This window comes from Cellulosilyticum lentocellum DSM 5427, from assembly GCF_000178835.2.
Lineage (GTDB): Bacteria > Bacillota > Clostridia > Lachnospirales > Cellulosilyticaceae > Cellulosilyticum > Cellulosilyticum lentocellum.
The window spans coordinates 387,730-412,894 of sequence record NC_015275.1; the positions used below are offsets into that span (position 1 = coordinate 387,730).

The following is a 25,165-nucleotide window of genomic DNA, read 5'->3' on the forward strand; positions in this document are numbered from 1 at the left end:
TAAAGAGAATGATATAGTATGCATAGAGGTCATTAGATAAAAAAGACATTGTGATAAGGTATAAACCTTGTAACAATGTCTTTTTTGCTAGTCTGCTTTTCTGCTAGATTCTCTAACAATCAGGTTAGGAAGGAGCATGCTGTATTGCATTTGTAAATTAGGATTAGCTATTTTACTTAACAAAATATTAGCTGCATGAGAGCCTAATTCAAATACATCATTATCAACGACGCTTAGCTGAGGTTCTGTAAACATAGATAAGGGATAGTTATCAAAAGAAATAAGAGCCACATTCTCAGGAATCTTAAGCCCCCTTTTTTTGATAGCCTGAATAACACCGAAAGCTACGAAGTTATTAAGACAAACTACACTATCTGGTGGAGAGGGTAAATCGAGTAGGGCATTCATCATATTGCCACTATTTTCGATAGAGGTTTCGCCCTCCATAATATACTCACGGTCGATAGTAAGGCCTTTTTTCTCTAAGGCAGAGCAAAATCCCATTTGCCTATTGTGAGAAAAGTGATCTTCGTGAGGAGCGCCAATAAAGGCAGGCCTAGTGTAACCTTCGCTTAGTAAATGAGTGGCAGCTATTTCGCCAGCAGTTTTGTTATTAATATCAATCCAACAAAGGTTGGATTCAAAAGCTGGTTGTCCAATGACCACATAAGGGAAATGGAGAGCATCCATCTTTTTGCAAAGAGCCTTGTTAAGGTTGGCGACATGTATAATGAGGCCATCTACACGCTTTTCGCGAATGATTTTTTCGTAAGGATCTAGGCCCTCTCCCAAGGAAGAAGGATTAAGTAAAGTGAGGCTATAATCATTTTGGCTTAAGATAGATTCTATTCCACCTAGTATTTCATAAATATGTGAATTTAAAAAAGCATAGTGGCGCTTTAATTCCATAACGATTCCTATATTTTTAGAGCTTTGTTGTACAAAGCTGCGGGCGATGACATTAGGATAGTAATGGAGTTCTTCCATCACTTGACGTACTCTCTTTTTGGTTGCATCTGAAATCGTAGGAGCGTCACTCATTACCTTAGATACAGTAGAGATGGAAACATTAGCCGCTTTAGCGACTTCTTTAATTGTAATTTTAGACATATAAGAGTCTCCTTATATAAAATAGGAAAATGTTTTCCTTGTTATTCAGTATAGCATATACAAGGAGTATGGTCAAATTAATGTGAAAATATAGATAATTTTACTAAGAAATAAAGAAAATTATCTAAAATATATTGACAATTAACTAAAATGAGTGGTATAACTAAGTTATCAATAAGGAAAACGTTTTCTTAAAATATTTTACGCATCATAAGTTTTACTTTTGGGAAGCTAGGATAATCAAGAGTAAGTATTAATTAGTCCATGTGAAAAACAAGGAAAACATTATACTAAAATGGAGGGGTAAAAATGAAAAAGAAATTTAAAATGTTGGTTCCTTTACTTATGGTAACTATGAGTTTAACCGCTTGTGGTGGAAAGGAAACTGCAAAGGAAACAGGTAGTCAACCTACTAACGCTGCAGAGGCAAGTGTAGCACCAACAGAGGAAACAAAAGCACCAGTAGAACTCACTTTATGGCATGAAACAGAAGAGGGAATAGCAAGTGTACTTCAAGAACAACTAGATCAATTAGCTCCAGATATTAAGGTAAATGTAGTCCGAAAAGAAAATATGACAGAAGCTTTAAAACTTAGCGCAGCAGACCCATCCAATGCACCAGATTTTATTTGGTATGCCCATGATAAAATAGGTATGTTTGCAGAAATGAATATTATTGACAGTATAGATAATTACTTAGATCCAAGTGTTTACGATAAATTCTTACCAATGACAGCTCAGGCAGGCCTTTATAATGGTAAACATTATCAAATCCCAGCTTATTATGAAACACTTATGTTTATGTATAATAAAGCTTTATTAGACAAGGCACCAACTACTACTGATGAACTTTTAGAGCTTGCTAAATCTAAAACGACAGGAGATTCTTATGGCTTTGTAGAACAACATAGCACGGCTTATTACTTTAGTGCATGGGCTCATGCATTTGGAGCAAGTATTATTAATGATAAAGCACAGCCAGGTCTTAATACAGCGGAAATGGAAGAAGCTATTGATTATCATAAACAATTTGTACAATACATGCCAACTGATGGTGAGTGGAATACAGTAACCACCTTATTCTTGGAAGGTAAAGCAGCTTCTATTGTTAATGGCCCTTGGTTCGTAGCAAGTGCCAAGGATGCAGGTATTGACCTTGGAGTCGCACCACTTCCAACAGTAAGTAGTAATGGGAATGCATTAAAACCTTATTCAGGTGTTCAAGGTATTATGATTTCTACTACTTGCAAAGATAAAGAAGCAGGTAAAAAGGTACTTGAGTTCTTATGTCAGAAGGATTTAAGCGAAGCCATCGCTCTTAAAAATGGCGCAGCACCAGCTCATCAAGATGCTTATAATAATGCAGAGATTCAAGGTAGTGATATTATCATGACCCTAAAGGCGTGTGCAGAAAATGCAGTACCAATGCCTAATATTCCTCAAATGGATGTTATGTGGTCTTGTACAGAGAATGCACTTGCTGCCATTTATAAGAGTGGTGGAAGTACTAAGCCAATTATGGATGCAGCACAACAAGAAGCGTTAGATCAAATAAAAGCAATGCAATAGTTAATAAAGGGGGAGGAATAGCATGAAACAAAATTCTAAACAAAAAGTGGGGCCTTATTTATACATTAGCTCTGCTTGGCTCATCATTGGGATTATTGTATTTTTCCCAATTATCTATACTGTAGCTATATCCTTCACCAATATGAATATATGGCACTGGAAGGATTATCGTTTTATTGGTTTTGCTAATTATTTGAAAGCCTTCACAGTGTTAGATGGTGGTTTTGTAGCGGCATTAATCCGAACAATTATATGGACAATTTTAAATCTTACACTTCAAATAGTGATTGCGCTAGGTATTTCTCTTTTACTGAATACAGAAGGTTTGAGGGGAAAGGGAGTTTATAAAACGCTTTTAATGCTACCTTGGGCAATGCCTACTTATATATCAGCGCTTATTTGGAAGTTTGGTATGTTCCAAAATGATTTTGGTCTACTTAATCAAGTCCTAGTAAAGCTAGGACTTGGAAAAGTAGGTTGGCTCAATACAGATTTAATAGCTTTTATTTCTTGTCTTTTTGTTAACTTATGGATGGCACTGCCTTATATGATCTTAATGTTTTATGGTGGTTTGCAAGGAATTGATAAAGGATTTTACGAATCCGCAGAAATAGAAGGTGCTAATAAATGGCAGAAGCTTATTTATATTACAGTACCGGTATTAAAACCTTTAGTTATGCCAGCTATTATTATGACTGCTTTTGTAACCTTTAAACAATTTGATATCGTCTATTTGATGACAATGCAAACTGGAGCCAAAACAGGAGCAGATGTGAATACGATCATTACATATGCTTATGAAAATGCTTTTATTACTAATAACTATGGTTATAGTTCAGCACTTTCTGTGATTATCTTTATCATTATTGTGATTTTAACATTACTTAATCAGCGCAGCTTAAGGAAGGGGGATTAATAGATGAAGATTAATAAGAAAACTTATCACATAGGAACTCATATTGTACTTATTATCATTTGTCTTATTTTCTTGGTTCCGATTTTATATACCATTTCTGTATCTCTAAAATCCTCCAATTCCCTATTAAGTTCACATTTTCAGCTAATACCGGACCAAGCTACTTTAAATAACTATCGTATTATTTTATTTGAAAAGCCTTTTTTGACTTGGCTTAAAAATAGTTTAATCTTAACGGTAAGTACAGTAATAGTAGCCTTGGGAGTGGCATTACCAGCAGCTTATTCTTATACAAGAATGAAGTTCAAAGGGAAAAGTAGTTCTTTATTTGCACTACTTTTGCTAAATGCATTTCCTTCTGTGTTATCTATGGTAGCTATTTATCGTTTGTTTACTACCTTCTCATTAATGAATCGTTATACGGGGCTTATTATTGTATATACAGGAGCTATGATTATCTTTAGTATTTGGAATTTAAAAGGTTATTTTGAATCGATTCCTGTAGATATAGAACAAGCTGCTATGATTGATGGAGCTGGTAACTTTACTATACTCACGCGTATAGTACTTCCTTTAGCTAGGCCGGCTATTATTGTAACAGCTATGATGATTTTTATTACGACTTGGAATGAATATATTTATGCCGTAAACTTCTTAAGTGATGCCAATAAATATACTTTGGCAGCAGGTTTATATTCACTTCAAGGAACAGACTACACTAGAAACTGGCCAGTATTTGCGGCAGGTTCTATGATGACATCTATACCTACGTTACTTATTTTCTTTGGCATCCAAAGGTACTTAGTATCTGGGTTAACAGCGGGAGGAGTGAAATACTAATGAAACTAGAAGCTATTATGCATATCCCTCTTTCTCAGTATGCCTTTGCTTTAACAGAACGTACGCTAGTAATTAGGTTAAGGACGGGAAAGAATGATGTAAGACGATGTGAACTATTTTATGGAGACAGAGTACATCCTACTAATCCTATACAGGTTTTCTCAATTTCAATGAAGAAAGTAGCTAGTGATGCACTGTTTGACTATTATGAAGCAGAGCTAGTAAGTGATTATACAAGAGTGTGCTATTACTTTTATTTAGAGGATGAAAGTACTCATTATTACTATTATGGACAGCAGTTTCTAGAAAAGCCAGGAGAAGATCGCACTGAATATTTTCAATTCCCATACATTAGAAGAGAAGATATGGCGATTATTCCAGATTGGGCAAAGGATGCTGTCATGTATCAGATTTTCCCAGATAGCTTTGCTACAGAAAAAGGTAGTATTGCTCAGCAGCCAATAGAGAAGATGAATCATTTAAAAGAACGTTCTAGTACACTGAATGGTGGAACGTTAAAAGGGATTGAGGCAAATTTAGATTATATAGAAGAGTTAGGAATTAATTGTATTTATTTAAATCCGATATTTGTGGCAGGGGAATATCATAAGTATGATATTATGGATTACTTTGATGTGGACCCTTGCTTTGGAACGAAACAAGATTTAAAGGAACTGGTAGCAGCTTGTCATAAAAGAGAGATAAAGGTGATTTTAGATGGTGTATTTAACCATTGTGGTGCCCAATTCTTTGCGTTTAAGGATGTTTTAGAAAAAGGAGAAATGTCTCCTTATAAAGACTGGTTTTATAGCTTGAAATTTCCTATAGAGTTTACAACACCTCCTAACTATGAAGCTTTTGCATATGTAAAAGAAATGCCTAAGCTAAATACGGGGCATCCAGCAGTTATTGATTATTTCTGCAAGGTGGGAACCTATTGGTTACAAGAAGCTGACATTGATGGTTGGCGATTAGATGTAGCAAACGAGGTTAATCATGACTTTTGGAGAGCCTTTAGAAAGGCAGTTAAAGCCATTAAGTCAGATGTCTTCTTAATAGGAGAAATCTGGGAGGATTCAGAAGTTTGGCTTCAAGGAGAACAATTTGACTCTACTATGAATTACCGATTCACTAATCTTTGCCGTGAATTTTTTGCTAAAGGGAGTATGAGTGTAACAGCCTTTAACTATGGCATTAATCAAATGCTCATGAGATATCAAAGACAAGTGACCTACGCTCAAATGAATTTAATAGATAGCCATGATGTACCACGCTTTTTACATTATGCTAAAGAGGATGAAAGAAAGTTAAGCTTGGCAGCTTTATTTTTACTTACCTTTGTCGGTGTTCCTTCTATTCTCTATGGTGATGAGCTCTTAATAAGTGGCGAAAAAGAACTGGAATATAGAAAACCTATGATATGGCATCCTAATACTAAAGAGCAAAAAATGATAGACTACTATAAAGAGCTTATTAGCCTAAGAAAAAGTAGCAAGGCTTTTACAAGTGGTACCTTCAAGGTGATTATAGTGGATGAAGCAAAAGGTCTCTATGTATTTGAACGTAGGGAGGAAACAGAACGTTTTTGGGTAATCCTAGCGAACACTCCTAATGAGGCTACCTACACTATCCCAGCAGAAAATAATAAGTGGCAGGTGGCATTTGGCAATCCTGAAACTATTATAGAAAACAACTCTAGGCACATAAGTCTTAAACTTAAAGCCTATGAAGGTCTAGTACTTAAGCAGTGCTAACATATAACATATCCCCTTTTTCATCAAATAAGCATTTCTATCCTTTTACTAAGGAGAGAAATGCTTATTTTGATAGCTCACATTTGCTTAATGCCTTCTTTCCACGCTGCTTCACTGTCTTAGATGTTTATGAGGTCAACAACGTTTGTGAAAATGAGTGGGTATGGGTGCCTGGAGTAGTGACTTGGGAGCATTTTTTAGAAGCACTTAGTGAACGTTTTAGATGGGTTTTAGGCAGCTGTTTGAACGAAGTGAGTTCTGCCGTTCATCTAAATAAGTGAACTTAGTGCTTCAAAAAATGTGAACCGGAACAACGGAAGGCACCCATACCCACTCATTTTCTCTCAGACGTACTTCTCATAAACGCCACGTCAAATTTTAATTTATCTGCTTGACCTTATTTCAAAATAGTGATTAACTAAAAAGAGGTAATATAAATGAGGCAACAATGGAAACTAGTTAGTATACAGTAGGAGACAAAAGAAAAACAGTTAATAGGTAAATATCAAAAATAGAAAGAGGACGTCTATGAGTTGTTATTACAATGAACATGCACAGGAATTTTTAGCTGGTACAGTTAACTTGGATATGCAAATGCATTATGAACCTTTTTTAAAGTTAGTACCAGAGGGCGGTGTTATTTTAGATGCAGGTTGCGGCTCAGGCAGAGATAGCTTAGCATTTAAAAAATTAGGCTATTATGTAGTGGCAATGGATGCCTGCGCAGAAATGTGTCAATTTGCTGGAGAATACATAGGCCAGTCAGTGTATTATTGTCGTTTTCAAGATATGGACTTTAAACTTAATTTTGATGGGATATGGGCTAGTGCCTCTCTCTTACATGTACCAAGTGAGGAATTACCAGCGGTACTAAGAAGATGTGCTTATCATCTAAAGCCAAATGGGGTTCTCTATGCTTCTTTTAAATATGGGGACTTTGAAGGAGAAAGAAATGGTCGTTATTTCCTAGACTTAAAAGAAGAAAGGGCAGAAGGCTTTTTTATAGAAGCTGGTTTTAAAATAGAAGAAATGCATGTTAGTAATGATATAAGGCCAGAACGTACAAATGAAAAATGGCTTAATATTTTAGCTAGAAAGATTTAAGAGAATGGTGAAAATCATTCTCTTCTTTAATGTTATAGATTATTTAATCTTAAAGGGGGGATGGGGATGATTTATTTTTTTAGAGGATTAACAGTGTTCTCTTTGCTACAAATGATAATATTATTTGTGTTTGGAGGGGCAGCAGGTATGGTGCCTGTATGGTTAGGTGTAGGGATAGTGGCCACCCTACTTTCTTTTAAAAGGATTTTTAATAAATGCTTTAGAATAAAGCTTATAAAAGCTTTTTTTGCTATAGGAATCCTTGTTTTTGTAGGGGTAGAAAGCTTTATTGTATGGTCAGGTGTGAAAAGTGTACCAGGTGAAGCCTGTGACTTTATTATTGTATTAGGGGCACAAGTAAGGGGAGATACACCTTCTGTGACATTGCAATATCGTTTAGAGAGTGCTTATGATTATTTGATGGTCAATCCACAAACTAAAGCAGTGTTATCAGGAGGTCAAGGTCCTGATGAAATCACGACTGAAGCAGAAGCAATGAGGCGTTATTTAGTGGAAAAAGGGATTGAAGAGGAACGGTTGATTTTAGAAGAACAGTCTACTAGTACTTATGAGAACTTAAAGTATTCTTTTGCAATCATCGATGAGATAAAGGCAAATAGTAATGTGAGTATCGTAACCAATCGTTTTCATGTTTTAAGAGCAAGAATGATTGCCAGTGATATGGGAAGAAAAGTAGATGGAATAGGGGCTAAAAGCTATTTCTATTTGATTCCTAATTATTATTTTAGAGAGTTTTTTGCAGTGATGAAGGAAATAATAACTTAGATTCATAAGAAGAAAAAAGGTTTTAGTGAGTCAAGTTTGACATTTTGGCATATGATAAAGTAAAGGCAGCCAAGGCCTTGTCACAACAAGAAGGAGGCATCTTATGTTAGTTGGAATACTTAAAATCAAACTTCACGCACCTTATGTACATTCTTTGAAAGAAAAGCGTATGATTGTAAAAAGCATTATGGGCAAACTACGTAACAAATTCAATGTATCAGTTTGTGAAATAGCTGAGCAGGATATTCATCAGACTATTGTTATAGGTATTGCTATGATTGCAGCGCATACTGCTAACTGTGATAGTACCATGGACCACATTTTAGACTTCATTGAAGAAAATTGTGAGGCAGAGATTGTAGATATTACGAGAGAAATAAGATAGGTCCGGCCTCCCCAAAAAAATACTTTCAGAAAAGCTTTATATAAGGAACAAGTGATGACAAGACATTAAGCGAGCTATCACATATAAAGAATGAAAGCTGATTTTGATTAAGGGGGATTGGAAATGAAAATTACACAAGTACTACTTACGCCAAATGCATATAGCAGGCCTCAAAAACTACTAAGGAAGGTTACTCATATTGTTATTCACTGGGTAGGTAATCCAGGTAACACAGCTATGGCAAATTGTAATTATTTTGAAAGCTTAAAAGAGGGAAATACTTATGCAAGTGCCCACTATATTGTAGGACTTCAGGGAGAGATTATTCAGTGCATACCAGAAAGTGAACTAGCTTATCATGCAGGTCCGGCTAATAGTTATAGTATAGGTATTGAGAATTGCCATCCAGATCAGGGAGGTAAGTTTAATTCAGCTACTTATGTTTCTTTGGTTAGTTTATGTGCTAATATTTGTAGGCGTTATGGTTTGAACCCAGAAGAAGCCCTTCTAAGGCACTATGATATAACTGGTAAGATGTGTCCTAAATACTATGTAGAGCATCCTATTGCATGGAAACAGCTCCAAGAAGATGTAAAGAAGGTGCTGGATATACTTGAGGAGGATCAAGCTCTGGTTGATGCAGTTAAGGCGCTTATTAGTGCAGGTATACAGCTTGACTTAAAAATATGGGGCAACACTAAAACAATGAAGTTAACTTATGTAAAGCAAATGATAGAACGAATTGGTAAGAAGTATGATTGTGCTAGTTATAAGGAAACAATTGATTTTCTAGTGAGTAAGGATTGTATTAAAGTCAGAGAACCTTGGGATGAGGAAAAATTCAAGGCTGAGTGGTGTAGGCAAGTACTTATTAACGTAAAAGAAAAACTTCTTAAATAGTTATTAGTTCCAAATGAGTTTATGCAATATGTATAATTTTAATGAAAAATCAAAAAACACCTTTTTAATTTCCATAATTCAGAGTAAGATTAGATAGTATAGAGGAGTTATTAAATCCTACAAGTAATTTGATAGGTAAGGAGGGGCGGTTATGGATAAAAATAAAGAGAAAATAAAAAGTAATTTTGACCATGAGGCAAGCGCATACGATAATAGCAAGGCAAGTCAGTTTGCTAAACAAAGTTATCCGTATATGCTAAATACCTTAATGCCTATTCGGTTTGAAACCGTTTTAGATGTGGGATGTGGAACAGGAAGTTTGTTATATGAAATCCTAGATCGTAAACCACAAGTAAAGGCTGTTGGTGTAGACTTTTCAGAAGAAATGCTTAAAGTAGCTAGAGATAAATTACCAAAGAGAGTGGAACTTATCCAAGGAGATGCAGAAGCGATACCTTTTGAAAATAAACGTTTTGATGTAGTTGTGGGAAGTGATATTTTGAGATATACGACAAACCCTCAGCTTATGATAAGAGAGATGTATCGTGTACTTAAAGTAGGGGGGAAAATTGTTTTATGTGATTTCTGTACAGCAAGTTCTCTAAGAGCTGTTAAAAATCTATTCAATCCTCTTAGTAAAGATGGAGGCTTAAGAATTTATGCTGAAGATGAAGTAAAGGAGTTTTTAAGCAAGAGTGGATTTGATTTTGTTAACTATACAAAAGTGACTGGTAATACTTTTATTGCAACAGGCGATAAAAGAAACTAATGATATAAAAGGTATCTCCTCGCTGTGGTTAAGAGGAGATGCTTTTTTAGTTTATGCAGAGTTATTCACAAACTTGGGATAAAATCAAAGAAAATGTGGATAAGACAGAATATATGTTCGACCTATAATGAGAAATGCTATAAAAATGTGGATAAGTAGTGTAAATAGCATTTATTTATACTTTAATTTAAGTAGATTTTAGTTTATACTGAAAAACAGAGTTGTTAAATATAGATAGAGGTTAGGTGGTAGGTAATTGCATCTAGTTGGAATAAAGGATAGGAGAAGAATACAATGGCAATCAATGAGATAATGAGATATGTATATGTAACATTAATGGTTGCTACATTATTTTTCATACCTATTATGTTTATAAGAGTAATCTACTTACATCGTAAGGAAAGATGGCCTATAAAAAATTGGAAGAAAGAGATAGCAGTCATACTGTTTATTTTCTATTTGTTATGTTTATATCAAATTACAGCCCTACGTTTTGGAGGTATTGGCTGGAATATAAGCAATATGATGACCAGAAATACTAGAGTTAATATGACGCCTATGGTAGAACTATGGAATTGGACAGTCAAAGGTGTTTGGTGGCATTTATTTTATAATGTCATTGGAAATTTCGCATGGTTTGTACCTTTAGGTGCCTTAGTGCCTGCTTTATTTATAAGTCAGAGAAAACCAGGAAGAGTAATGCTTATAGGAGCAATTGTTTCTGCATCTATAGAAATACTGCAATACATACTTTGCACTGGTGTGACAGATATTGATGATGTTATTCTTAATACCATAGGAGCAGGGATTGGATATATAGTATTTAAGATTTTATATGGTATTTATAAATTCTTGCGTGGAAAGTTATCTAAGAAAAAGTAGGTGTAACTGATTTGCCCATTGCAAAAAATAACGTTATGCTTATATAGTTCATGGGAGATATCTTAATAGGATTAAGTAGTTGAAGCAGGAAATAATAAATAAAATAAGGTGTTATTGCCACTGGGCAATAACACCTTATTTTATTTATTACTAGTCAATGCTTTGGATTTCGAATTCTTTGAGAGTATTAAGCGTACCTTTGAGTTTAGAAATGTGTTCATCATAAAGTGCAGCCTTGCCGCTGATTGTTATAGCATAAAAAGCATCTTTACCTTCTGTGTAAAGATAATAGCCTTTGTTATTAATATCATCCTCAGCAAAGGCTATTTCGTATCCTTTTGCATTAGGAAAGTTATCGAGGCTTACTGCTTCCAAAGGAGAAGGAGTTACCATAGTTAATAGCTTTGGAATACCTTTTTCTTCATAGAGATTGATAAAGGCATCGAGTGTATCTTCTTTAATATCTTCAAGAAGAGAAGAGTCTTTACTATATTTTGTAATCATCACACTAATAGGCATGGATTCATCTTGAGCAGCTAGAATGGTATCTACACCTGCGCTAGCGTCCTGTAGCCATTCTTTTGGTAAATCAATAGAGAAAGTACCGTGTGGATTAGTAAAGGTATCTAAGACGCCTTCTTCATATTGTTTTTCAAAAGTAATAGGTGCTTCAGTAGAAGATGCTGGAACTTCTTTATTACAAGCAACTAATTGAAATGAAAAGATCGTTATACAAAACAACAAAGTTAATTTTTTGAATTTTTTCATATAAGATACTCCTTTTTTGTGTAAACTGCGTTAACAAGATAGTATTATTTTAAACTAAAAATGATAGAAATGCTATGTTATAGCCTATTTTCCGGGAAATAATGAAGATTTGTAGCAATATAAATCAAAGTAGAAGAAGAAAGACAAATAAGTACATATCATAAATATATTGAAATAAATTAACACATACTAATTCAGATAAAGTACTTTGCTAGAAATGTAGGAGGAAAAATTTAAATGAGATTATTAAAAATAGAAAGCTTGTTGCTAAGTTTGCCTCTTCGTCCCCTTACAGAAGATAGTTGGCTTGCCGTAGCAGCTATTATAGCAATCGTAGTATTAATTGTGTATTTAGCCTACAGTTATGTTTTTAAAAAGAAGGCTAAAGAGCAAAAAAGATTAGCGGATGTAAGGAATATAAGACAACAAGATATTAAGGAGGAAAAAAATGAAGCAAGAAAGTAATAGGATGAGCAATGCCTTTGGAATATTGCAACGAGTAGGAAAAGCTTTTATGCTTCCTATTGCATTATTGCCTGCCGCAGGTATTTTACTAGGTGTAGGTGGTGCATTACTTAATGTAGCGGCTTTAGAAAATCCACCTGCTATTTATGAGGGGTTAATTTCTTTTATTAATCTACGTGGTGTAACAGTTGCCTTAACCGTTATGAGAAATGTAGGAGATATTGTATTTGGAAATTTGCCATTGCTGTTTGCTATAGGAATAGCGGTAGGCTTAGCTAATTCAGATAAGGGAACAGCGGCATTAGCAGGGGCAGTTGGTTTCATTATCATGCACACAGCTATTTCAACGATGCTAGGACTAGGTGTTACGCCTTTAGGTATATTAACACCCGATCATACACCAACGCAGTATAGCTCTTATGTAAGTACAACTTTGGGTATTTTTACACTTAACCTCTCGGTATTTGGTGGTATGATTGCAGGTATTATAGCCTCCATTTTGCACAATCGCTATCATAAAATTCAACTGCCACAAGTCCTAGGCTTCTTTGGAGGATCACGTTTTGTACCTATTGTGACTGCAGTAGTTATGCTTGTTGTGGGGGTTATTTTATCCTTTATATGGCCAGTTGTACAAAATGGTATAGCTGTTATTGCTAAATGGGTTAATGAATTAGGAGCACTAGGAACCTTCCTTTACGGAACCATTGAAAGAGGTCTAATTCCAGTAGGACTTCACCATGTTTTTTACACACCATTTTGGTATACAGCCTTTGTAGAAGGAACAGTCTTCCTACCAAATGGTGCAACAACTATTGTAGATGGTGCTAACACAGCTTATTTTGCACAGCTTTCTAATATGTCGGCTTTAGTAGGAGCGGATGCAGCCACTATGGCACAAGTCGTTCAAGGAACAACACGCTTTATGGCCGGTAAATTCCCATTTATGATTTTTGGGTTAGGTGGAGCGGCACTAGCTATGTACAAGAATGCTAGGCCGGAAAAGAAAGCTTATGTCGGAGGACTTCTGGCATCAGCAGCTTTAACAGCAGCCGTTACAGGTATTACAGAACCTATTGAATTTACTTTTTTATTCGTAGCGCCAATTTTATATGCAATTCACTCAGTCATTGCAGGATTATCCTATATGATTATGGACCTTTTAAATGTATTTGTAGGGATGACTTTCTCGGGAGGATTAATAGACTTTGCTCTTTTTGGATTACTTCCAGCAGGAGCAGGAGTACCTACAAGGTGGTATTACATCATAGTAGTAGGTATTGTATTCTTTGCAATATATTATTTGATTTTTGACTTCTTTATTAGAAGACTTAATCTAAAAACACCTGGGCGAGAAGATGAAGATGATGGCGTTACCGAAGATAGTAAAGGTGCAGCAAAAGGCATTGTATTAGCTGCTAGAGTTTTAGCAGCATTAGGTGGTCAGCAAAATATCAAAAATATAGATGCCTGTATTACTAGACTTCGTGTTGGGCTTCATAATAAAAATGAAGTTGATAAAGAGGCTTTAAAAGCTTTAGGAGCTACAGGTGTACTAGAAGTAGGGGACAATGTACAAGCTATTTTTGGTGGACGATCAGATAATATTAAGAATGACATTTTAGATATTATGGAAGGCCGTGTTAAACCAGAAGATATTGATATCGCCATGGGAAGTGCACAAGAAGAAATATCAAAGAGCCAGCCAGTTAAGTCTGCAAGTTTTGAGATGACCAAGGGTGATGGACATGGTAAGATGGTTGAGAGTTTACTCATACCTATGAAGGGAGAGCTTCTTACTTTAAAAGAAATTCCAGACCCTGTATTCTCTGAAGGCATGATGGGACAAGGCTTTGCTATTAAGCCAACGGAAGGTAAGCTTTATGCACCTATTGATGGCACCATTCTTACGGTATTCCCAAGTAAACATGCTATTGTTATTCAAACTAAAAAGGGGCATGAAGTGCTGATGCACTTTGGGCTGGATACAATCTTGCTTAAGGGTGAAGGCTTTACAACTCATGTAGAAGAAGGCCAAGAGGTTAACGCAGGAGATTTACTGCTTACAGTAGATATTGATGCAATTGTGGATAAGGTGCCATCACTGATTACACCAATTGTATTTCCGAATTTAAAAGATGATGAAAAGGTGAGTTTATTAAAAACAGGACCTGTAGAAGCAAAAATGAAAGACAGGGTAGTTATTGAAAAATAGAATAGAAAAGTAGCAGATAAGAAGGTGACGTTATGAAAAAAAGGTCACCTTCTTATTGTAAATATCTACAAATAGCAATGTAAGAAGAGAATCAATCATACATATATTGAAATATTTATAATTTTCAATATAATTAAAACATAAATAATAAATAAGGGGGATAGACATGAAAAAGTTATTAAAAATATCTGTTTTAATTTTAGGAATATTTATCTTGCCGTTTTCGGCTTATTACGGTCAAGCACAAGAGAAGCTTGTTGAACTTAACTGGTATTTTGTAGGATACGGAGAAGATGAGGATACAGAGTTGGTAGAGAAAGCTATTAATAAATACATACAGAATTATACAAATTTAAACTGCACCATTAATCTTCACTGTTATGATTGGGGAAGTTATAATAGTAAAATGGCAAAGAAAATCAAAAATAGAGAAGAGTTTGATATATGTTTTACAGCAAATTGGAGTCTTAATTATTATGACAATGCAAAAGAGGGGGCATTTCTTCGGTTAAATGAGTTATTACCTATCTATGCTCCTAAAACCACAGCTTTATTAGGTGAGGGTTATCTTAAGGGTACTGAGATAAATGGTAGTTGTTATGGGATACCAAGTTATAAGAATTCAGTTGAACAGTATAGCCTTTTTATAAGAAAAGACTTAGCTGAAAAGTATAAGATGAACCTCTCAACTGTAAAAAACTTAGAGGATATGGAACCCTTCTTTGAAGTTATTAAAGAAAAAGAGACTGATATATATGCACTAAACTCACAAGATGTGGTATATTCTTTTGGTTTGCTAAATATGAAAAAACTACTACCTACTGAGAATTTATATCACGAAGATGCAGTAGCGGGCCCTGGAGCAGTTTATTATGATACTAAGGATTATAGAGTGTTTAATGAATTAGAAAGACCAGAGGTAATAGCGTTTTTTAAGCAGATGCATTCTTACTATGAGGCTGGATATATAAGTGGAAATGCTATTAATGAAGCAAACAGGGTTATGACAAATGTATTTTGTACTATAGATATAGCAGCTACAGCAGAACATTATGATAGCACATATCAAGGGTATGAGTATATTAGGATTCCTATTTCTAATCCCATAGTACCGGATTATTGTATTACAAATGCTATTCAGGCTATTTCCTCAACTTCTAAACATCCAGAAGAAGCAATAAAATTTCTAGAACTAGTTAATACGGACAAATATATAAATAATCTTTTAATTTACGGAATTGAAGATATTCATTATACAAAAGTAAAAGGGAAAAATGATATTATACAATTTACAGAGAACCATGAAAGATATTATTATGAAATTCCTTGGATATTAGGCAATGTAAAAAATACTTATAGTTTTACTGAAACAGAGAGAAAAGGTAAACAAGAAATATCTATTAAGAATCAAATGGGTCAAGTTGATACGACTATGGGATTTGTATTTGATTTTACCCCTGTACAAGAACAAATACAAAAATGTGAACTTATATGGGATCCATACGTCCATTATTTATCTATAGGATTGTATGATCCGGAAGTTTATGTTCCAATTGTTCTAAAGTCGCTAGAAGATTGTGGTTCAAAAGAAATTATAGCAGAGATGCAAAGACAGTTAGATGAGTGGAAAAACCTACAAGAAAAATAGGTACAATAGTTGTGAACTACTTTCCAATAATAAGAACTCATGATAATATAAGGCATACAAATAGTTGGAGGAAATATATGAGCTTTTTAGGAAATATGATTTGGTTTATATTTGGTGGTCTCATTATGGGATTAAGTTGGTTTGGAATAGGCCTTTTATGGTGCATCACGTTAGTGGGTATTCCTGTAGGTGTACAGTGCTTTAAGTTAGCAGGTTTAGCTTTTTTTCCATTTGGAAAAGAAGTAACTTATGGTGGGGGCATTGGTTCACTTCTGTGCAATATTTTATGGATTATTTTTGGTGGTATTCCATTGGCCATTGAAGCTACTATTATTGGAATTGTTTTTTGCATTACCATTATTGGAATTCCATTCGGGCTTCAATCTTTTAAAATTGCAAAATTAGCTCTGATGCCATTTGGTGCAAGAGTCGATTAAGAGTTAACAAAGAATCTATTGTGTTTAAAAGCATGATAGATTTTTTGTTTTTTCCACTATGATGAAAGTCGTTGATTACAATAAAGGGATAATGATTAAAAAAAGATTAATAGGAGTGAAACTAATTTGGAATAAGATAGACTATAAATAGAAATTTATTGAGCGTTTATAAGGCATGCTGTTGGGCGGAAATGAGAGGATAAGGGCTACCTTCCGGAATTCCGCTCCGTATTTTTTGAAGCACTAAGGCTCACTTTTTTGATGAACGTGCGAAAACTCATTTTAGTCAAACACTCGCACTAAAACCCATCAAAAAAGTTCGCCAAGTGCTTCTAAAAAATACTACGAAGTCATTTCTCCAGGCAGTCCTTATCCTCTCATTTCTTACAAGCGTCATTGATCTCATAAACGTTCAAGACCCTAAACGAGAAGTGCAGAAAAGAGATAATAACAATAGCAAAACAGACTTATAGGAAGCTTGATACGTTATTGCTCTGAACGCTTGCCCTATGGCTTCTTATAACAATAACGCATAAAGTGACTTTTAGTATGTGTTTGCTAGGAAGTAGCTAAGGAGGGAGAGAAATTGGCTTACTGAAAGCTACCTTGGAGGTGAACTTAGAAACTCTTAACGAAATAGCCCTTATGGGTGTTAGGCTGAGTGTCTGAGCGTTAGCGAGTTTTCAGCCGTTCATAAGGGCTATGAGTTTAGCGTTTCTTAGTGAGCCGAGACAGTAGCTGGAAGTAAGACAATTTCTCGGACTTCTTAGTGGCTCCTAACTTTATGCCGTTATTTTTCAAATTTCAATTGAGTGAAGGCTTTCAAATAGGATTATTATGAAAGGAGCAAAGAGATGATTACAACTAAACGATTACAATTGGTACCAATAGAAATCAAATATGCTAAAGACCTACTAGCTCTGTGGAGTGACTATGAAGTTGTAAAATATACTTATAATCCTTGGTGCAAGACAATAGAGGATTGCAAGGCACGTATAGAGCATATCCAGAAGTTTATAGATCCACTACATATGAATAACTGGGTTATTCTTCATCACAATGAGTTGATAGGGGTAGCGGGGGTGCCTACTGTTAGTGATGAAAAAGGGGAGTATGGACTTTATTATCAACTTTGTCAGAACCACTGGGGAAAAGGATTCGGATTTGAAGTAGCAAAGGCTTTGGTAGATGAGTTATTTGAGAATACGAACGCTACAGTTATTTTGGCCGATGCTGTAACAGTTAATCCTGCTAGCATGAGAATCTTAGAAAAAGTGGGTATGAAACAAACCCATTTGGAAAAAAAGAGCTTTCAAAGAGAAGAATTAGTAGGAGACCTTATGCATTATCAACTCACTAGAGCAGAATGGGAAGAAAGCAAATTGATTTAATTTTCGAATATTTAATAAAATATCCTTGATAAAAATAATAACAAATGTTACTATTATAAAAATAGATACATTTGTTATTATTTTTGGAGGACGATATGGATAAACAAGTGAAACTTTCAGAAGCAGAGTGGTACATTATGAATGTATTATGGGAAAATCAAAAGTTAGAGAAGGATGCACTAGAGTTAAAGCAAATTACAAAACAACTTAAGGAACAAACAGGTTGGAGTAGTGGTACAGTTCGTACCATGTTACTTAGGTTAATTGATAAGGGGGCCGTATCTGTAGACCAGACAACAGGTGTTTATAAATATAGTACACTGATTGATAAGGAAAGATGTGTACAAGAGGAGGCAAGTTCTTTTTTAGAGAGAATCTACCAGGGGTCTATTAGTCAATTTGTAGCTTGTTTTGCAAAGAAAGGAAAGATTTCAAAGGAGGAAAGAGAGGAAATTCTACAACTAATTAATCAAATGAAGGAGGAAGAATAGATGGAAATAGCTATACTTAGCCAGTGGCTTGTAAGTGTGTTTGTGATGAGTACTGTAACGGCTGCAGTTATTATACTTGCCCGGATACTTATAGGGAAAAATCTTTCTCCGAAGTTTAAGTATTATTTATGGGGTATTTTCTTACTGCGATTAATGATGGTGCAGTTTCCTGAAAGCTCCTTAAGTATATTTAATTTATTGGGGAATGAGGCTTCTTCTATTTATTTGCAAGGTAAAGAAGAGAAAGCACTAGTAGAAGAGGGAATGCAGCTGACAACAATGACGGGGCAAATGAAAGACGAAATGGGTTCATCAACAAATAATCCAGTAACCCATGATCAAGGTCCATTATTTCCGGATAAAGATAGTTCAAATAATAGTAAAGATAAATTAGCTGATGGTAAAGCTACATCAACCTATGATTTAGAAGCACTAAGTGATGTATTCTTTCATATAAGTGACCTTTCTAAGGCTTTTGAACAAGATGAAAACCAACTGGTAGCTGTAAATGCCCCCGAAGAAAGCAACTCAAAGATAGTTATAGTTATTTATGTACTAGGTTGCATTCTATGTTTTGCATACATGCTAATGGGCTACATAAGCTTTTGCTATAAGAGTAGGCGACTATTACCTATAAATGATGAAAAGCTTTTAATGTTAGTAGAGCAAATTAAAAAGGATTTACATATTAAAAAGAAGATAGCCTTGGTATATGGAGAAAATACTTGTATAGCAGGCATTTTTAAACCAATTCTGATTCTTAAGGCAGGTTATAGTGAGGAAGAGTACCGTGCTATTTTAACCCATGAATTGATTCACTATCGTTATGGAGATCTTTTAGTGAATTGGTGTCTTGTTTTACTTCAAGGGCTGTATTGGTTTAATCCAGTAGTTTATTTCGTTTTCAAACAGATAAGGCAGGATCAAGAAATCTTGTGTGATGTAAGGGTCTTAGAAAAGACCAATATGAGCCGTGTGAGTTATTCAGAAGTTTTATTTAAAGAGGCAACTATGATGAGGGGATCCATAGGGGCTATAGCTTTCGCAAGGAAAGAAAGTACCACTAAAAAGAGAATCGAAGTCATTGCCAAAGGTAAAAAGTTGTCAAAAGTAGGAATTGTATTAGGAGTAGGATTAGTAGTCATTATAGGAGGGATATGCTTAACTAATCCTAATACCTTAGGTGCCAATAAACAAGATACGATAAATCAGGATGCAAAGAATGGGGCTATAAAGAATCAGGATTATAATAAGCAGCAAGCAATATCAGAAGGGGCGAAAGATGCTACAAATCAACAAGAAAATAGCGATGCTCCTATAGGAAATAGCAGTGAGGTAGTAAGTGAGATAGAACAATATAGAGACCCAATTGATATAAAAAACATACAAGTTGCTTCTATTAAAAACAAAGAATTAGCGAACCTAATTACTAGTTTAATAGACACTACTCGTATAGAAGTATCTTACGATTATTTTAATAATTTTGAGGCAGATTACATACCAGCTACTATTACTGATGAAAGACATATTCAGCTTGTATTGGCTTTATTAGCAAGGAGTGACACGAGTACAATCAGTGAGAAGGATATGAGTGGTAACAGCGTTAAAAATCAAACCATTGTATTTTATCAAAAGGACGAAAAGTTAGCAGAACTTTATATCAATTATGATACCTTATATGACCAAGGATGGATTCAATATGGCGAGTATAGATTTCAACTAGATGAAATGTTATTTAGATTACTAGCTGCTACAGAAGAATATAGGCCAGAAGGAAGCAGGATACCAGAAGATGTCATAGAGTTATTTGGCAAATATGGATACACACCAGCTTTTCTAATGGGAAGTAGTGAAAGGCGACTACCTAAAACGTTGGAAGTAACTAGCGCTGATGATATAGAAAATCTTTATTTTGCTCTAAGTATAGAAATGTCTAAGGCTATTGGTTTAGATTATGGAGAGCAATTAGGAGATGTAGGGGTATTAGGTAAATCTATCACAGCAGAAATTTATTACTTAGTTGAGTCTTTACCGGAATCAGATAGGCCTATATCAGATGCGAGAGGTATTGTTATAAGGCATGAAGGAAAGATAGTAGGAGCGCATATGGATTCAGGTAGACATTCGGCTGTATTTTATACCTTATCTGGAAAAAGCTTTGATGAAGTTACAAGTCTAACACCAGTAGATTATTTAGCAGAAACAGTCATGGCTGATTTTGAAAGAGGTGGCTATTCATCAGATGAAGAGCTCATCGCTACTTATTTTAAAGCTTTGGTGGATGGTGATACAAAGACTTATTTCAAAACGGTTTCCACTAACACTTGGTTAGTTATTTTGTTTACTAACATGGATAACACTACCTTATTTAATGAAGGCACAGTAAGGCAGCTAATGAATACCTTTTATAAGAAGGTGGATATTTTAGACATAAAGCTTAGCAAGGAGAACGACAAACTTTCTAGTAATCGAACAAAAATTTATACCGTTAATTATCGTATAGAAACCAATGATACAAGTATACTTCAAAACGGTGAATACCCAAGAATGGTTATTTTAACTAATGAAAATGGCAAATGGCTAGTTGCAGGAGATGGATTTTAAAAATTGAAATTTGTCGGGGAATTTACTAGGCTATTTGGGCGGAACTGAGAGAGGGTGACTATCCTGCGTGGTTCCGCTGCGCATTTTCAGTAGGCACTAAGCTCACTTTTTTTGGATGAACGCCCACAAACTCGGTTCCCTCAAACACGTGGGCTAAATACCATCCAAAACGTTCGCTAAGTGCCTACTGAAAATACTCCGAAGTCACCCCGCTAGGACAGCCACCCTCTCTCAGTTCTACAAACAATAACGCGTAAAGCCACCTCCATTAAGTGTTTTTAAGAGGAAATAAAACTTGTTATTATCTCTTTTCATCACTTCTCACTTAGGGGCTTGAACGTTTATAAGGTCAATAATGCTTGTAAGGCTCCCTAGCGTCCTTACATAGCTACTTCTTGGCAAAACAGACTTATGGGAAGCTTGATACATTATTACTATGGGCGTCTGCCCTAGTTCTGAGTATTTTTTAACTGTCGTTACGCCTTCTTTCCACGTTGCTTCACTGTCTTGGATGTTTATGAGGTCAACAACGTTTATGAAAATGAGTGGGTATGGGTGCCTGGAGTAGTGACTTAGGAGCATTTTTTAGAAGCACTTAGTGAACGTTTTAGATGGGTTTTAGGCAGCTGTTTGAACGAAGTGAGTTCTGCCGTTCATCTAAATAAGTGAACTTAGTGCTTCAAAAAATGTGAACCGGAACAACGGAAGGCACCCATACCCACTCATTTTCTCTCAGACGTAATTCTCATAAACGCCCCGACAAATTTCAATTTATAATAGTGGCGGAAAGTGATAAATAAAGTATTTAGGAAGCAAAGACAGGAGATTATCAATGGAATTCATATTTAAAGACCATCACCATGAAGATGCATACAATCAGCTGATAGAAGAAGCGGATCTTACAGAAATAGAGTTAAAACAACCTTCAGCTTTATTACGAAGACAGTTAGCCTTTCTTTATCTCATTGCGCTTTTTCAAGATGACTATATTCATTATGAAGGAGAGGCATTTTATGTGGAGGCTTATGAGGAGCTTTCATTAGGAGGACCAACCTATTTATTGGAAGCTTGTATGGGAGAAGGAACTTATCCTCATGAACAAATACTTTACATAGCAAAAAAACTTTTACAAGGGGATGTTACCGATATACATACTTCTTTTGAGGAATATAGTTCTTTTATTAAATGTGCTATTCATTTAGTGGGATAAGAGTAGATTGAATTTAATTTATTAATAAAATATAAATACCATTGTAAAAAGCTAACTGGTTAGATAAAATATACCTAACCGGTTAGCTTTTTGTGCTTTATTAGTACTCATTTGATTTATCAGAGGAAATACATCAATACATTACTTAAAGAGCCCCAGGTAAACAAAAGAATCATAGTAAAAATAAGATGATTTAGTATTAATTTGATAAGCATAACACTAGGAAAAAGAAGGGGAAGAGATGATGAATGAGAAAGACAAACAAGGGTATATATTTGGGCAGCTTTTTATACTAGCTAACAGACTACAATACTTAGGGGATCAATTTGATGAACAGATTTCCTTAAAGCAATGGGGGCTTTTAGCAGCGCTTTCTAAATTTGAGGGGGGAAGTGCTTCTATTGGTCAAGCTGCTACTTTCCTGGGAAGCTCAGGACAAAATGTTAAGAAGATGGCTGTCATTTTAGAAAGAAAAGGTTTTATTACTATTCATACAGATGAAAAGGATAGTAGAAGTGTGAAATTGACTTTAACAGAAAAAGCTATAGAACATGCCAAAAGTAGAGAGGAAAGAGAAGGGTATTTCCTAGAAAAACTTTTTCAAGGGATGGATGAGAACTTACTTGAAGTCATTTGCGTAGGTTTAAAGCAGCTAGAGGAAAATATAAAGCAGATGGAAGAAGACGAGATGAAATGAAGAAAAGAGGAATGAGAATAATGATGTATGTTATTGGTATACTGTTCATTTTAGTAGGAGCAATTTTAATCTTTTTTCAATTACCTATGTCAAAAACTAAAAGTGAATTTAATCAAAAGAAGCAGGAAGCAATTAATAGGCAAGAACTCATAGAAGGAAGTTTTAGTGAAGAAGATATTAAAGACTTGCCCGAGCCTCTTCAGCGCTACTTTCGTTATTGTGGTTTTATAGGGATGAAGAAACCTAATTATATGCAAGTTACTTATAAAGATGTAGACTTTATTCAAGGGGGTAAGCCTCTCAAGATGGATTATATGCACTATAATTTTATTACGCAGCCAGAGAGAGTAGCATTTATTGATGCTTCAGTAATGGGGATTCCTTTTCAGGGATTAGACCATTATTTAGAAGGAGATGGTGGTATGAAAGGTGTTATTGCAAAAACAATTAATTTGTTTGATGTAAAAGGAGAAGGAATGAATGCAGCAGGGCTTGTAACTTGTCTAGCCGAAGGGCTTTTATTACCTAGTTTTATTTTACAGGACTATGTAACATGGGAAAGTATTGATAATAACCATGTAAAAGCAACTTTAGACTATTATGGCCTAAAGGTAAGTGGTATTTTTACTTTTGATGAATCGGGGGCATTTATTTCTTTTTACACATCAGATAGAATGATGGCAGATGAAACAACCGGTACAACTCAATCTGTAGACTGGGAGTGCATTGCAGAAGACTATAAAGAATTTGATGGTATCAAGTATCCTATCCGTTTAAAAGCTGTTTGGCATGAGGAACAAGGTGACTTAGTGTACTTTGATTCTGATCAATTTAAAGTGACATATTATTAAAAGAAAGCCTGTTAATCAAGGAGTTCTTTTACGATATGAAAAAAGGAAAAAGCACTGAAAAACATTAGTTGTTAAAAGACCTTATTGATAGGAATATATATTGATACCCCACAGATATTGTATTAAGAAGACGTATGATAAGAGTCTATAAAGACACTTCTGGTAATGAAATTATAATGGATATTAATAGGCGTAAGCAAAGAGCTTACGCCTATTTTAGTGATACAATCTAACAGAGAATAGTTTTTAGTGAAGGCTTTCCTACTCAATTAATGATAAGCATTAAGTAGGAGAAGATTCTTCTATAAGAGGAGAGTGAGGCGTTGCCTCTAGAGTAGGTGCTTTGGTAATGATTAAAGTGGAGCTATTTATTAAATCAAGATTTAATCCGAGTAAACTTAAAGTAGCTCTCATAGGTATATAAAGAGAGTTGTCTATTCGAATAGGTGTAGGCGTTATGGTTTGAGGTAAATCATCAAGCATGACATAGTTGCTGTTTTCTGTAAGAATGAGTCGATGCTCATAGGTGTTTAAGGTAAGGGTATTTTTTTGAAATTCAATAGAGCCACCAATATTTCCGATTAAATCTCTTACTTTTATGTAGGTTACACCGTCTCGTTTAATAACTTTATAGGGGGTGAGGGTCAGTTTCTCAGAGTTACTAATATGCATTTCAATTTCTTCATCTTTTTTACAACAAAATTCAATTTCCTCAAGGGCTAGATTATTTGTATAACAATAGGTAGCAAGTTCAGTGCCAACATATCTTACATGCCAAGGTTCATAGATATAGCCAGTAATATCAGTCTTATCTTTTGGATATCTAATAATAAAACCGTATAAGTGAGCATTTTGGGCTAACCATTTACCTTCTTTTGTATTACCAAAAGATTGATAAAGGCTATTAAGATCCATAGCAAGTCCAGTTTGATGTTCAGATTCACCAGCTTTAGCTGAACTTCGCTGATTCTTACCATAGGTTCTAACGGCATTATTATAAAGTGTTGTTTGTCTAGCATAGCTTCTATAACCACTAATAGCTACTAAACGAATATTATCAGCTTTAGCTGCCTCGAACATTTTTTCTAAAGCAGCGGCTGCAGTAGCTTCCATATAATTTTTTTCTATATTACCAGGTGTTTGAAATTTTACGTTAGGGATAACTAGATTGTTTGGTTTATAATCTGGTGATAAAGGATGATCCTTATTTATCAGTAAATGATAAGGATTATTTAAACCGCATTTTTCTAACTGAGGAATTGTAGCACCATGAATATTAATGGTTCCAATTAATAAAATGAAACTAAGGATATAGGCTGATTTTTTCATATGTAGAGTCTCCTTTCTTAGTCGTTATGCCGTATATTTTTATT

General features: G+C 34.9%; 23 protein-coding genes. 20 read left to right on the forward strand and 3 right to left on the reverse strand.

Going from position 1 to position 25,165, the window contains the following annotated elements:
• Window positions 1–87 precede the first annotated feature (87 nt).
• Entirely contained in the window at window positions 88–1,110 is a 1,023-nt protein-coding gene (locus CLOLE_RS01700; RefSeq protein ID WP_013655346.1) for a LacI family DNA-binding transcriptional regulator, read from the reverse strand.
• Between the two features lie 309 nt (window positions 1,111–1,419).
• Here CLOLE_RS01700 and CLOLE_RS01705 point away from each other — a divergent pair, with 309 nt between their 5' ends.
• The 10 genes from CLOLE_RS01705 to CLOLE_RS21515 all read left to right on the forward strand — a co-directional run bounded on the left by CLOLE_RS01705 (window position 1,420) and on the right by CLOLE_RS21515 (window position 11,015).
• A complete protein-coding gene (locus tag CLOLE_RS01705) occupies window positions 1,420–2,679 on the forward strand; it encodes an extracellular solute-binding protein (RefSeq protein ID WP_013655347.1) in 1,260 nt (419 codons plus the stop codon).
• A 22-nt stretch (window positions 2,680–2,701) separates the two neighbouring features.
• The gene (locus tag CLOLE_RS01710) at window positions 2,702–3,595 is read left to right on the forward strand and encodes a carbohydrate ABC transporter permease (protein ID WP_013655348.1); all 894 of its coding nucleotides are present in this window, start codon (window positions 2,702–2,704) and stop codon (window positions 3,593–3,595) included.
• A gap of 3 nt (window positions 3,596–3,598) precedes the next feature.
• Complete coding sequence (locus CLOLE_RS01715; protein ID WP_013655349.1) at window positions 3,599–4,435, forward strand: sugar ABC transporter permease; 837 nt, start codon at window positions 3,599–3,601, stop codon at window positions 4,433–4,435.
• The gene (locus CLOLE_RS01720) at window positions 4,435–6,189 is read left to right on the forward strand and encodes a glycoside hydrolase family 13 protein (protein ID WP_013655350.1); all 1,755 of its coding nucleotides are present in this window, start codon (window positions 4,435–4,437) and stop codon (window positions 6,187–6,189) included. The genes CLOLE_RS01715 and CLOLE_RS01720 overlap by 1 nt, the downstream gene beginning before the upstream one ends.
• A 528-nt stretch (window positions 6,190–6,717) precedes the next feature.
• A complete protein-coding gene (locus CLOLE_RS01725; RefSeq protein ID WP_013655351.1) occupies window positions 6,718–7,293 on the forward strand; it encodes a class I SAM-dependent methyltransferase in 576 nt (191 codons plus the stop codon).
• A 66-nt stretch (window positions 7,294–7,359) separates the two neighbouring features.
• On the forward strand, window positions 7,360–8,079 hold the full coding sequence (locus CLOLE_RS01730) for a YdcF family protein (protein ID WP_013655352.1): 720 nt from the start codon (window positions 7,360–7,362) through the stop codon (window positions 8,077–8,079).
• Between the two features lie 103 nt (window positions 8,080–8,182).
• On the forward strand, window positions 8,183–8,464 hold the full coding sequence (locus CLOLE_RS01735) for a DUF503 domain-containing protein (protein ID WP_013655353.1): 282 nt from the start codon (window positions 8,183–8,185) through the stop codon (window positions 8,462–8,464).
• A gap of 123 nt (window positions 8,465–8,587) precedes the next feature.
• On the forward strand, window positions 8,588–9,364 hold the full coding sequence (locus CLOLE_RS22330; RefSeq protein WP_013655354.1) for a peptidoglycan recognition protein family protein: 777 nt from the start codon (window positions 8,588–8,590) through the stop codon (window positions 9,362–9,364).
• Between the two features lie 151 nt (window positions 9,365–9,515).
• Complete coding sequence (locus tag CLOLE_RS01745; protein WP_013655355.1) at window positions 9,516–10,133, forward strand: class I SAM-dependent methyltransferase; 618 nt, start codon at window positions 9,516–9,518, stop codon at window positions 10,131–10,133.
• Between the two features lie 294 nt (window positions 10,134–10,427).
• Window positions 10,428–11,015, forward strand: a complete 588-nt coding sequence (locus CLOLE_RS21515; RefSeq protein ID WP_013655356.1) for a VanZ family protein — start codon at window positions 10,428–10,430, stop codon at window positions 11,013–11,015.
• Window positions 11,016–11,165: 150 nt separating this feature from the next.
• Here the strand turns inward: CLOLE_RS21515 and CLOLE_RS01755 are convergent, their stop codons facing one another.
• Window positions 11,166–11,783, reverse strand: a complete 618-nt coding sequence (locus tag CLOLE_RS01755; RefSeq protein ID WP_013655357.1) for a hypothetical protein — start codon at window positions 11,781–11,783, stop codon at window positions 11,166–11,168.
• 237 nt (window positions 11,784–12,020) lie between these two features.
• Between CLOLE_RS01755 and CLOLE_RS01760 the strand changes: the two genes are divergently transcribed.
• The 10 genes from CLOLE_RS01760 to CLOLE_RS01805 all read left to right on the forward strand — a co-directional run bounded on the left by CLOLE_RS01760 (window position 12,021) and on the right by CLOLE_RS01805 (window position 23,792).
• On the forward strand, window positions 12,021–12,248 hold the full coding sequence (locus CLOLE_RS01760) for a hypothetical protein (RefSeq protein ID WP_013655358.1): 228 nt from the start codon (window positions 12,021–12,023) through the stop codon (window positions 12,246–12,248).
• On the forward strand, window positions 12,232–14,463 hold the full coding sequence (locus CLOLE_RS01765) for a PTS transporter subunit IIABC (RefSeq protein WP_013655359.1): 2,232 nt from the start codon (window positions 12,232–12,234) through the stop codon (window positions 14,461–14,463). Before CLOLE_RS01760 ends, CLOLE_RS01765 begins: the two co-directional genes overlap by 17 nt.
• Before the next feature lie 166 nt (window positions 14,464–14,629).
• On the forward strand, window positions 14,630–16,111 hold the full coding sequence (locus CLOLE_RS01770) for an ABC transporter substrate-binding protein (RefSeq protein WP_013655360.1): 1,482 nt from the start codon (window positions 14,630–14,632) through the stop codon (window positions 16,109–16,111).
• 77 nt (window positions 16,112–16,188) lie between these two features.
• Window positions 16,189–16,548 (forward strand): YccF domain-containing protein, encoded by a 360-nt coding sequence (locus tag CLOLE_RS01775; RefSeq protein WP_013655361.1) that lies wholly within the window; start codon window positions 16,189–16,191, stop codon window positions 16,546–16,548.
• Window positions 16,549–17,402: 854 nt separating this feature from the next.
• The gene (locus CLOLE_RS01780; RefSeq protein WP_013655362.1) at window positions 17,403–17,939 is read left to right on the forward strand and encodes a GNAT family N-acetyltransferase; all 537 of its coding nucleotides are present in this window, start codon (window positions 17,403–17,405) and stop codon (window positions 17,937–17,939) included.
• Window positions 17,940–18,034: 95 nt separating this feature from the next.
• Entirely contained in the window at window positions 18,035–18,430 is a 396-nt protein-coding gene (locus CLOLE_RS01785; protein WP_013655363.1) for a BlaI/MecI/CopY family transcriptional regulator, read from the forward strand.
• Window positions 18,431–21,034, forward strand: a complete 2,604-nt coding sequence (locus tag CLOLE_RS01790; protein ID WP_013655364.1) for a M56 family metallopeptidase — start codon at window positions 18,431–18,433, stop codon at window positions 21,032–21,034. It abuts the gene before it with no gap.
• 832 nt (window positions 21,035–21,866) lie between these two features.
• Window positions 21,867–22,244, forward strand: coding sequence for a hypothetical protein (locus CLOLE_RS01795; protein ID WP_013655365.1), 378 nt, complete (start codon window positions 21,867–21,869; stop codon window positions 22,242–22,244).
• A 244-nt stretch (window positions 22,245–22,488) separates the two neighbouring features.
• Window positions 22,489–22,941: a MarR family winged helix-turn-helix transcriptional regulator gene (locus tag CLOLE_RS01800; RefSeq protein ID WP_083801197.1), complete on the forward strand. Its 453-nt coding sequence runs from the start codon at window positions 22,489–22,491 to the stop codon at window positions 22,939–22,941.
• The gene (locus CLOLE_RS01805) at window positions 22,878–23,792 is read left to right on the forward strand and encodes a DUF6544 family protein (protein WP_242825765.1); all 915 of its coding nucleotides are present in this window, start codon (window positions 22,878–22,880) and stop codon (window positions 23,790–23,792) included. The genes CLOLE_RS01800 and CLOLE_RS01805 overlap by 64 nt, the downstream gene beginning before the upstream one ends.
• Before the next feature lie 282 nt (window positions 23,793–24,074).
• Here CLOLE_RS01805 and CLOLE_RS21520 read toward each other — a convergent pair whose 3' ends face one another.
• Window positions 24,075–25,121 (reverse strand): D-alanyl-D-alanine carboxypeptidase family protein, encoded by a 1,047-nt coding sequence (locus tag CLOLE_RS21520; protein ID WP_013655368.1) that lies wholly within the window; start codon window positions 25,119–25,121, stop codon window positions 24,075–24,077.
• Window positions 25,122–25,165 lie beyond the last annotated feature (44 nt).

Excerpts from the sequence above, each read along its gene's own strand:
- CLOLE_RS01730 (WP_013655352.1), top strand. The coding sequence starts at position 7,360 with ATGATTTATTTTTTTAGAGGATTAACAGTGTTCTCTTTGCTACAAATG.
- CLOLE_RS22330 (WP_013655354.1), top strand. The coding sequence starts at position 8,588 with ATGAAAATTACACAAGTACTACTTACGCCAAATGCATATAGCAGGCCT.
- CLOLE_RS01735 (WP_013655353.1), top strand. The coding sequence starts at position 8,183 with ATGTTAGTTGGAATACTTAAAATCAAACTTCACGCACCTTATGTACAT.
- CLOLE_RS01800 (WP_083801197.1), top strand. The coding sequence starts at position 22,489 with ATGAATGAGAAAGACAAACAAGGGTATATATTTGGGCAGCTTTTTATA.
- CLOLE_RS01725 (WP_013655351.1), top strand. The coding sequence starts at position 6,718 with ATGAGTTGTTATTACAATGAACATGCACAGGAATTTTTAGCTGGTACA.
- CLOLE_RS01785 (WP_013655363.1), top strand. The coding sequence starts at position 18,035 with ATGGATAAACAAGTGAAACTTTCAGAAGCAGAGTGGTACATTATGAAT.
- CLOLE_RS01715 (WP_013655349.1), top strand. The coding sequence starts at position 3,599 with ATGAAGATTAATAAGAAAACTTATCACATAGGAACTCATATTGTACTT.
- CLOLE_RS21520 (WP_013655368.1), bottom strand. The coding sequence starts at position 25,121 with ATGAAAAAATCAGCCTATATCCTTAGTTTCATTTTATTAATTGGAACC.
- CLOLE_RS01705 (WP_013655347.1), top strand. The coding sequence starts at position 1,420 with ATGAAAAAGAAATTTAAAATGTTGGTTCCTTTACTTATGGTAACTATG.
- CLOLE_RS01745 (WP_013655355.1), top strand. The coding sequence starts at position 9,516 with ATGGATAAAAATAAAGAGAAAATAAAAAGTAATTTTGACCATGAGGCA.
- CLOLE_RS21515 (WP_013655356.1), top strand. The coding sequence starts at position 10,428 with ATGGCAATCAATGAGATAATGAGATATGTATATGTAACATTAATGGTT.
- CLOLE_RS01710 (WP_013655348.1), top strand. The coding sequence starts at position 2,702 with ATGAAACAAAATTCTAAACAAAAAGTGGGGCCTTATTTATACATTAGC.
- CLOLE_RS01765 (WP_013655359.1), top strand. The coding sequence starts at position 12,232 with ATGAAGCAAGAAAGTAATAGGATGAGCAATGCCTTTGGAATATTGCAA.
- CLOLE_RS01700 (WP_013655346.1), bottom strand. The coding sequence starts at position 1,110 with ATGTCTAAAATTACAATTAAAGAAGTCGCTAAAGCGGCTAATGTTTCC.
- CLOLE_RS01795 (WP_013655365.1), top strand. The coding sequence starts at position 21,867 with ATGGAATTCATATTTAAAGACCATCACCATGAAGATGCATACAATCAG.
- CLOLE_RS01780 (WP_013655362.1), top strand. The coding sequence starts at position 17,403 with ATGATTACAACTAAACGATTACAATTGGTACCAATAGAAATCAAATAT.
- CLOLE_RS01775 (WP_013655361.1), top strand. The coding sequence starts at position 16,189 with ATGAGCTTTTTAGGAAATATGATTTGGTTTATATTTGGTGGTCTCATT.
- CLOLE_RS01760 (WP_013655358.1), top strand. The coding sequence starts at position 12,021 with ATGAGATTATTAAAAATAGAAAGCTTGTTGCTAAGTTTGCCTCTTCGT.
- CLOLE_RS01790 (WP_013655364.1), top strand. The coding sequence starts at position 18,431 with ATGGAAATAGCTATACTTAGCCAGTGGCTTGTAAGTGTGTTTGTGATG.
- CLOLE_RS01755 (WP_013655357.1), bottom strand. The coding sequence starts at position 11,783 with ATGAAAAAATTCAAAAAATTAACTTTGTTGTTTTGTATAACGATCTTT.
- CLOLE_RS01770 (WP_013655360.1), top strand. The coding sequence starts at position 14,630 with ATGAAAAAGTTATTAAAAATATCTGTTTTAATTTTAGGAATATTTATC.
- CLOLE_RS01720 (WP_013655350.1), top strand. The coding sequence starts at position 4,435 with ATGAAACTAGAAGCTATTATGCATATCCCTCTTTCTCAGTATGCCTTT.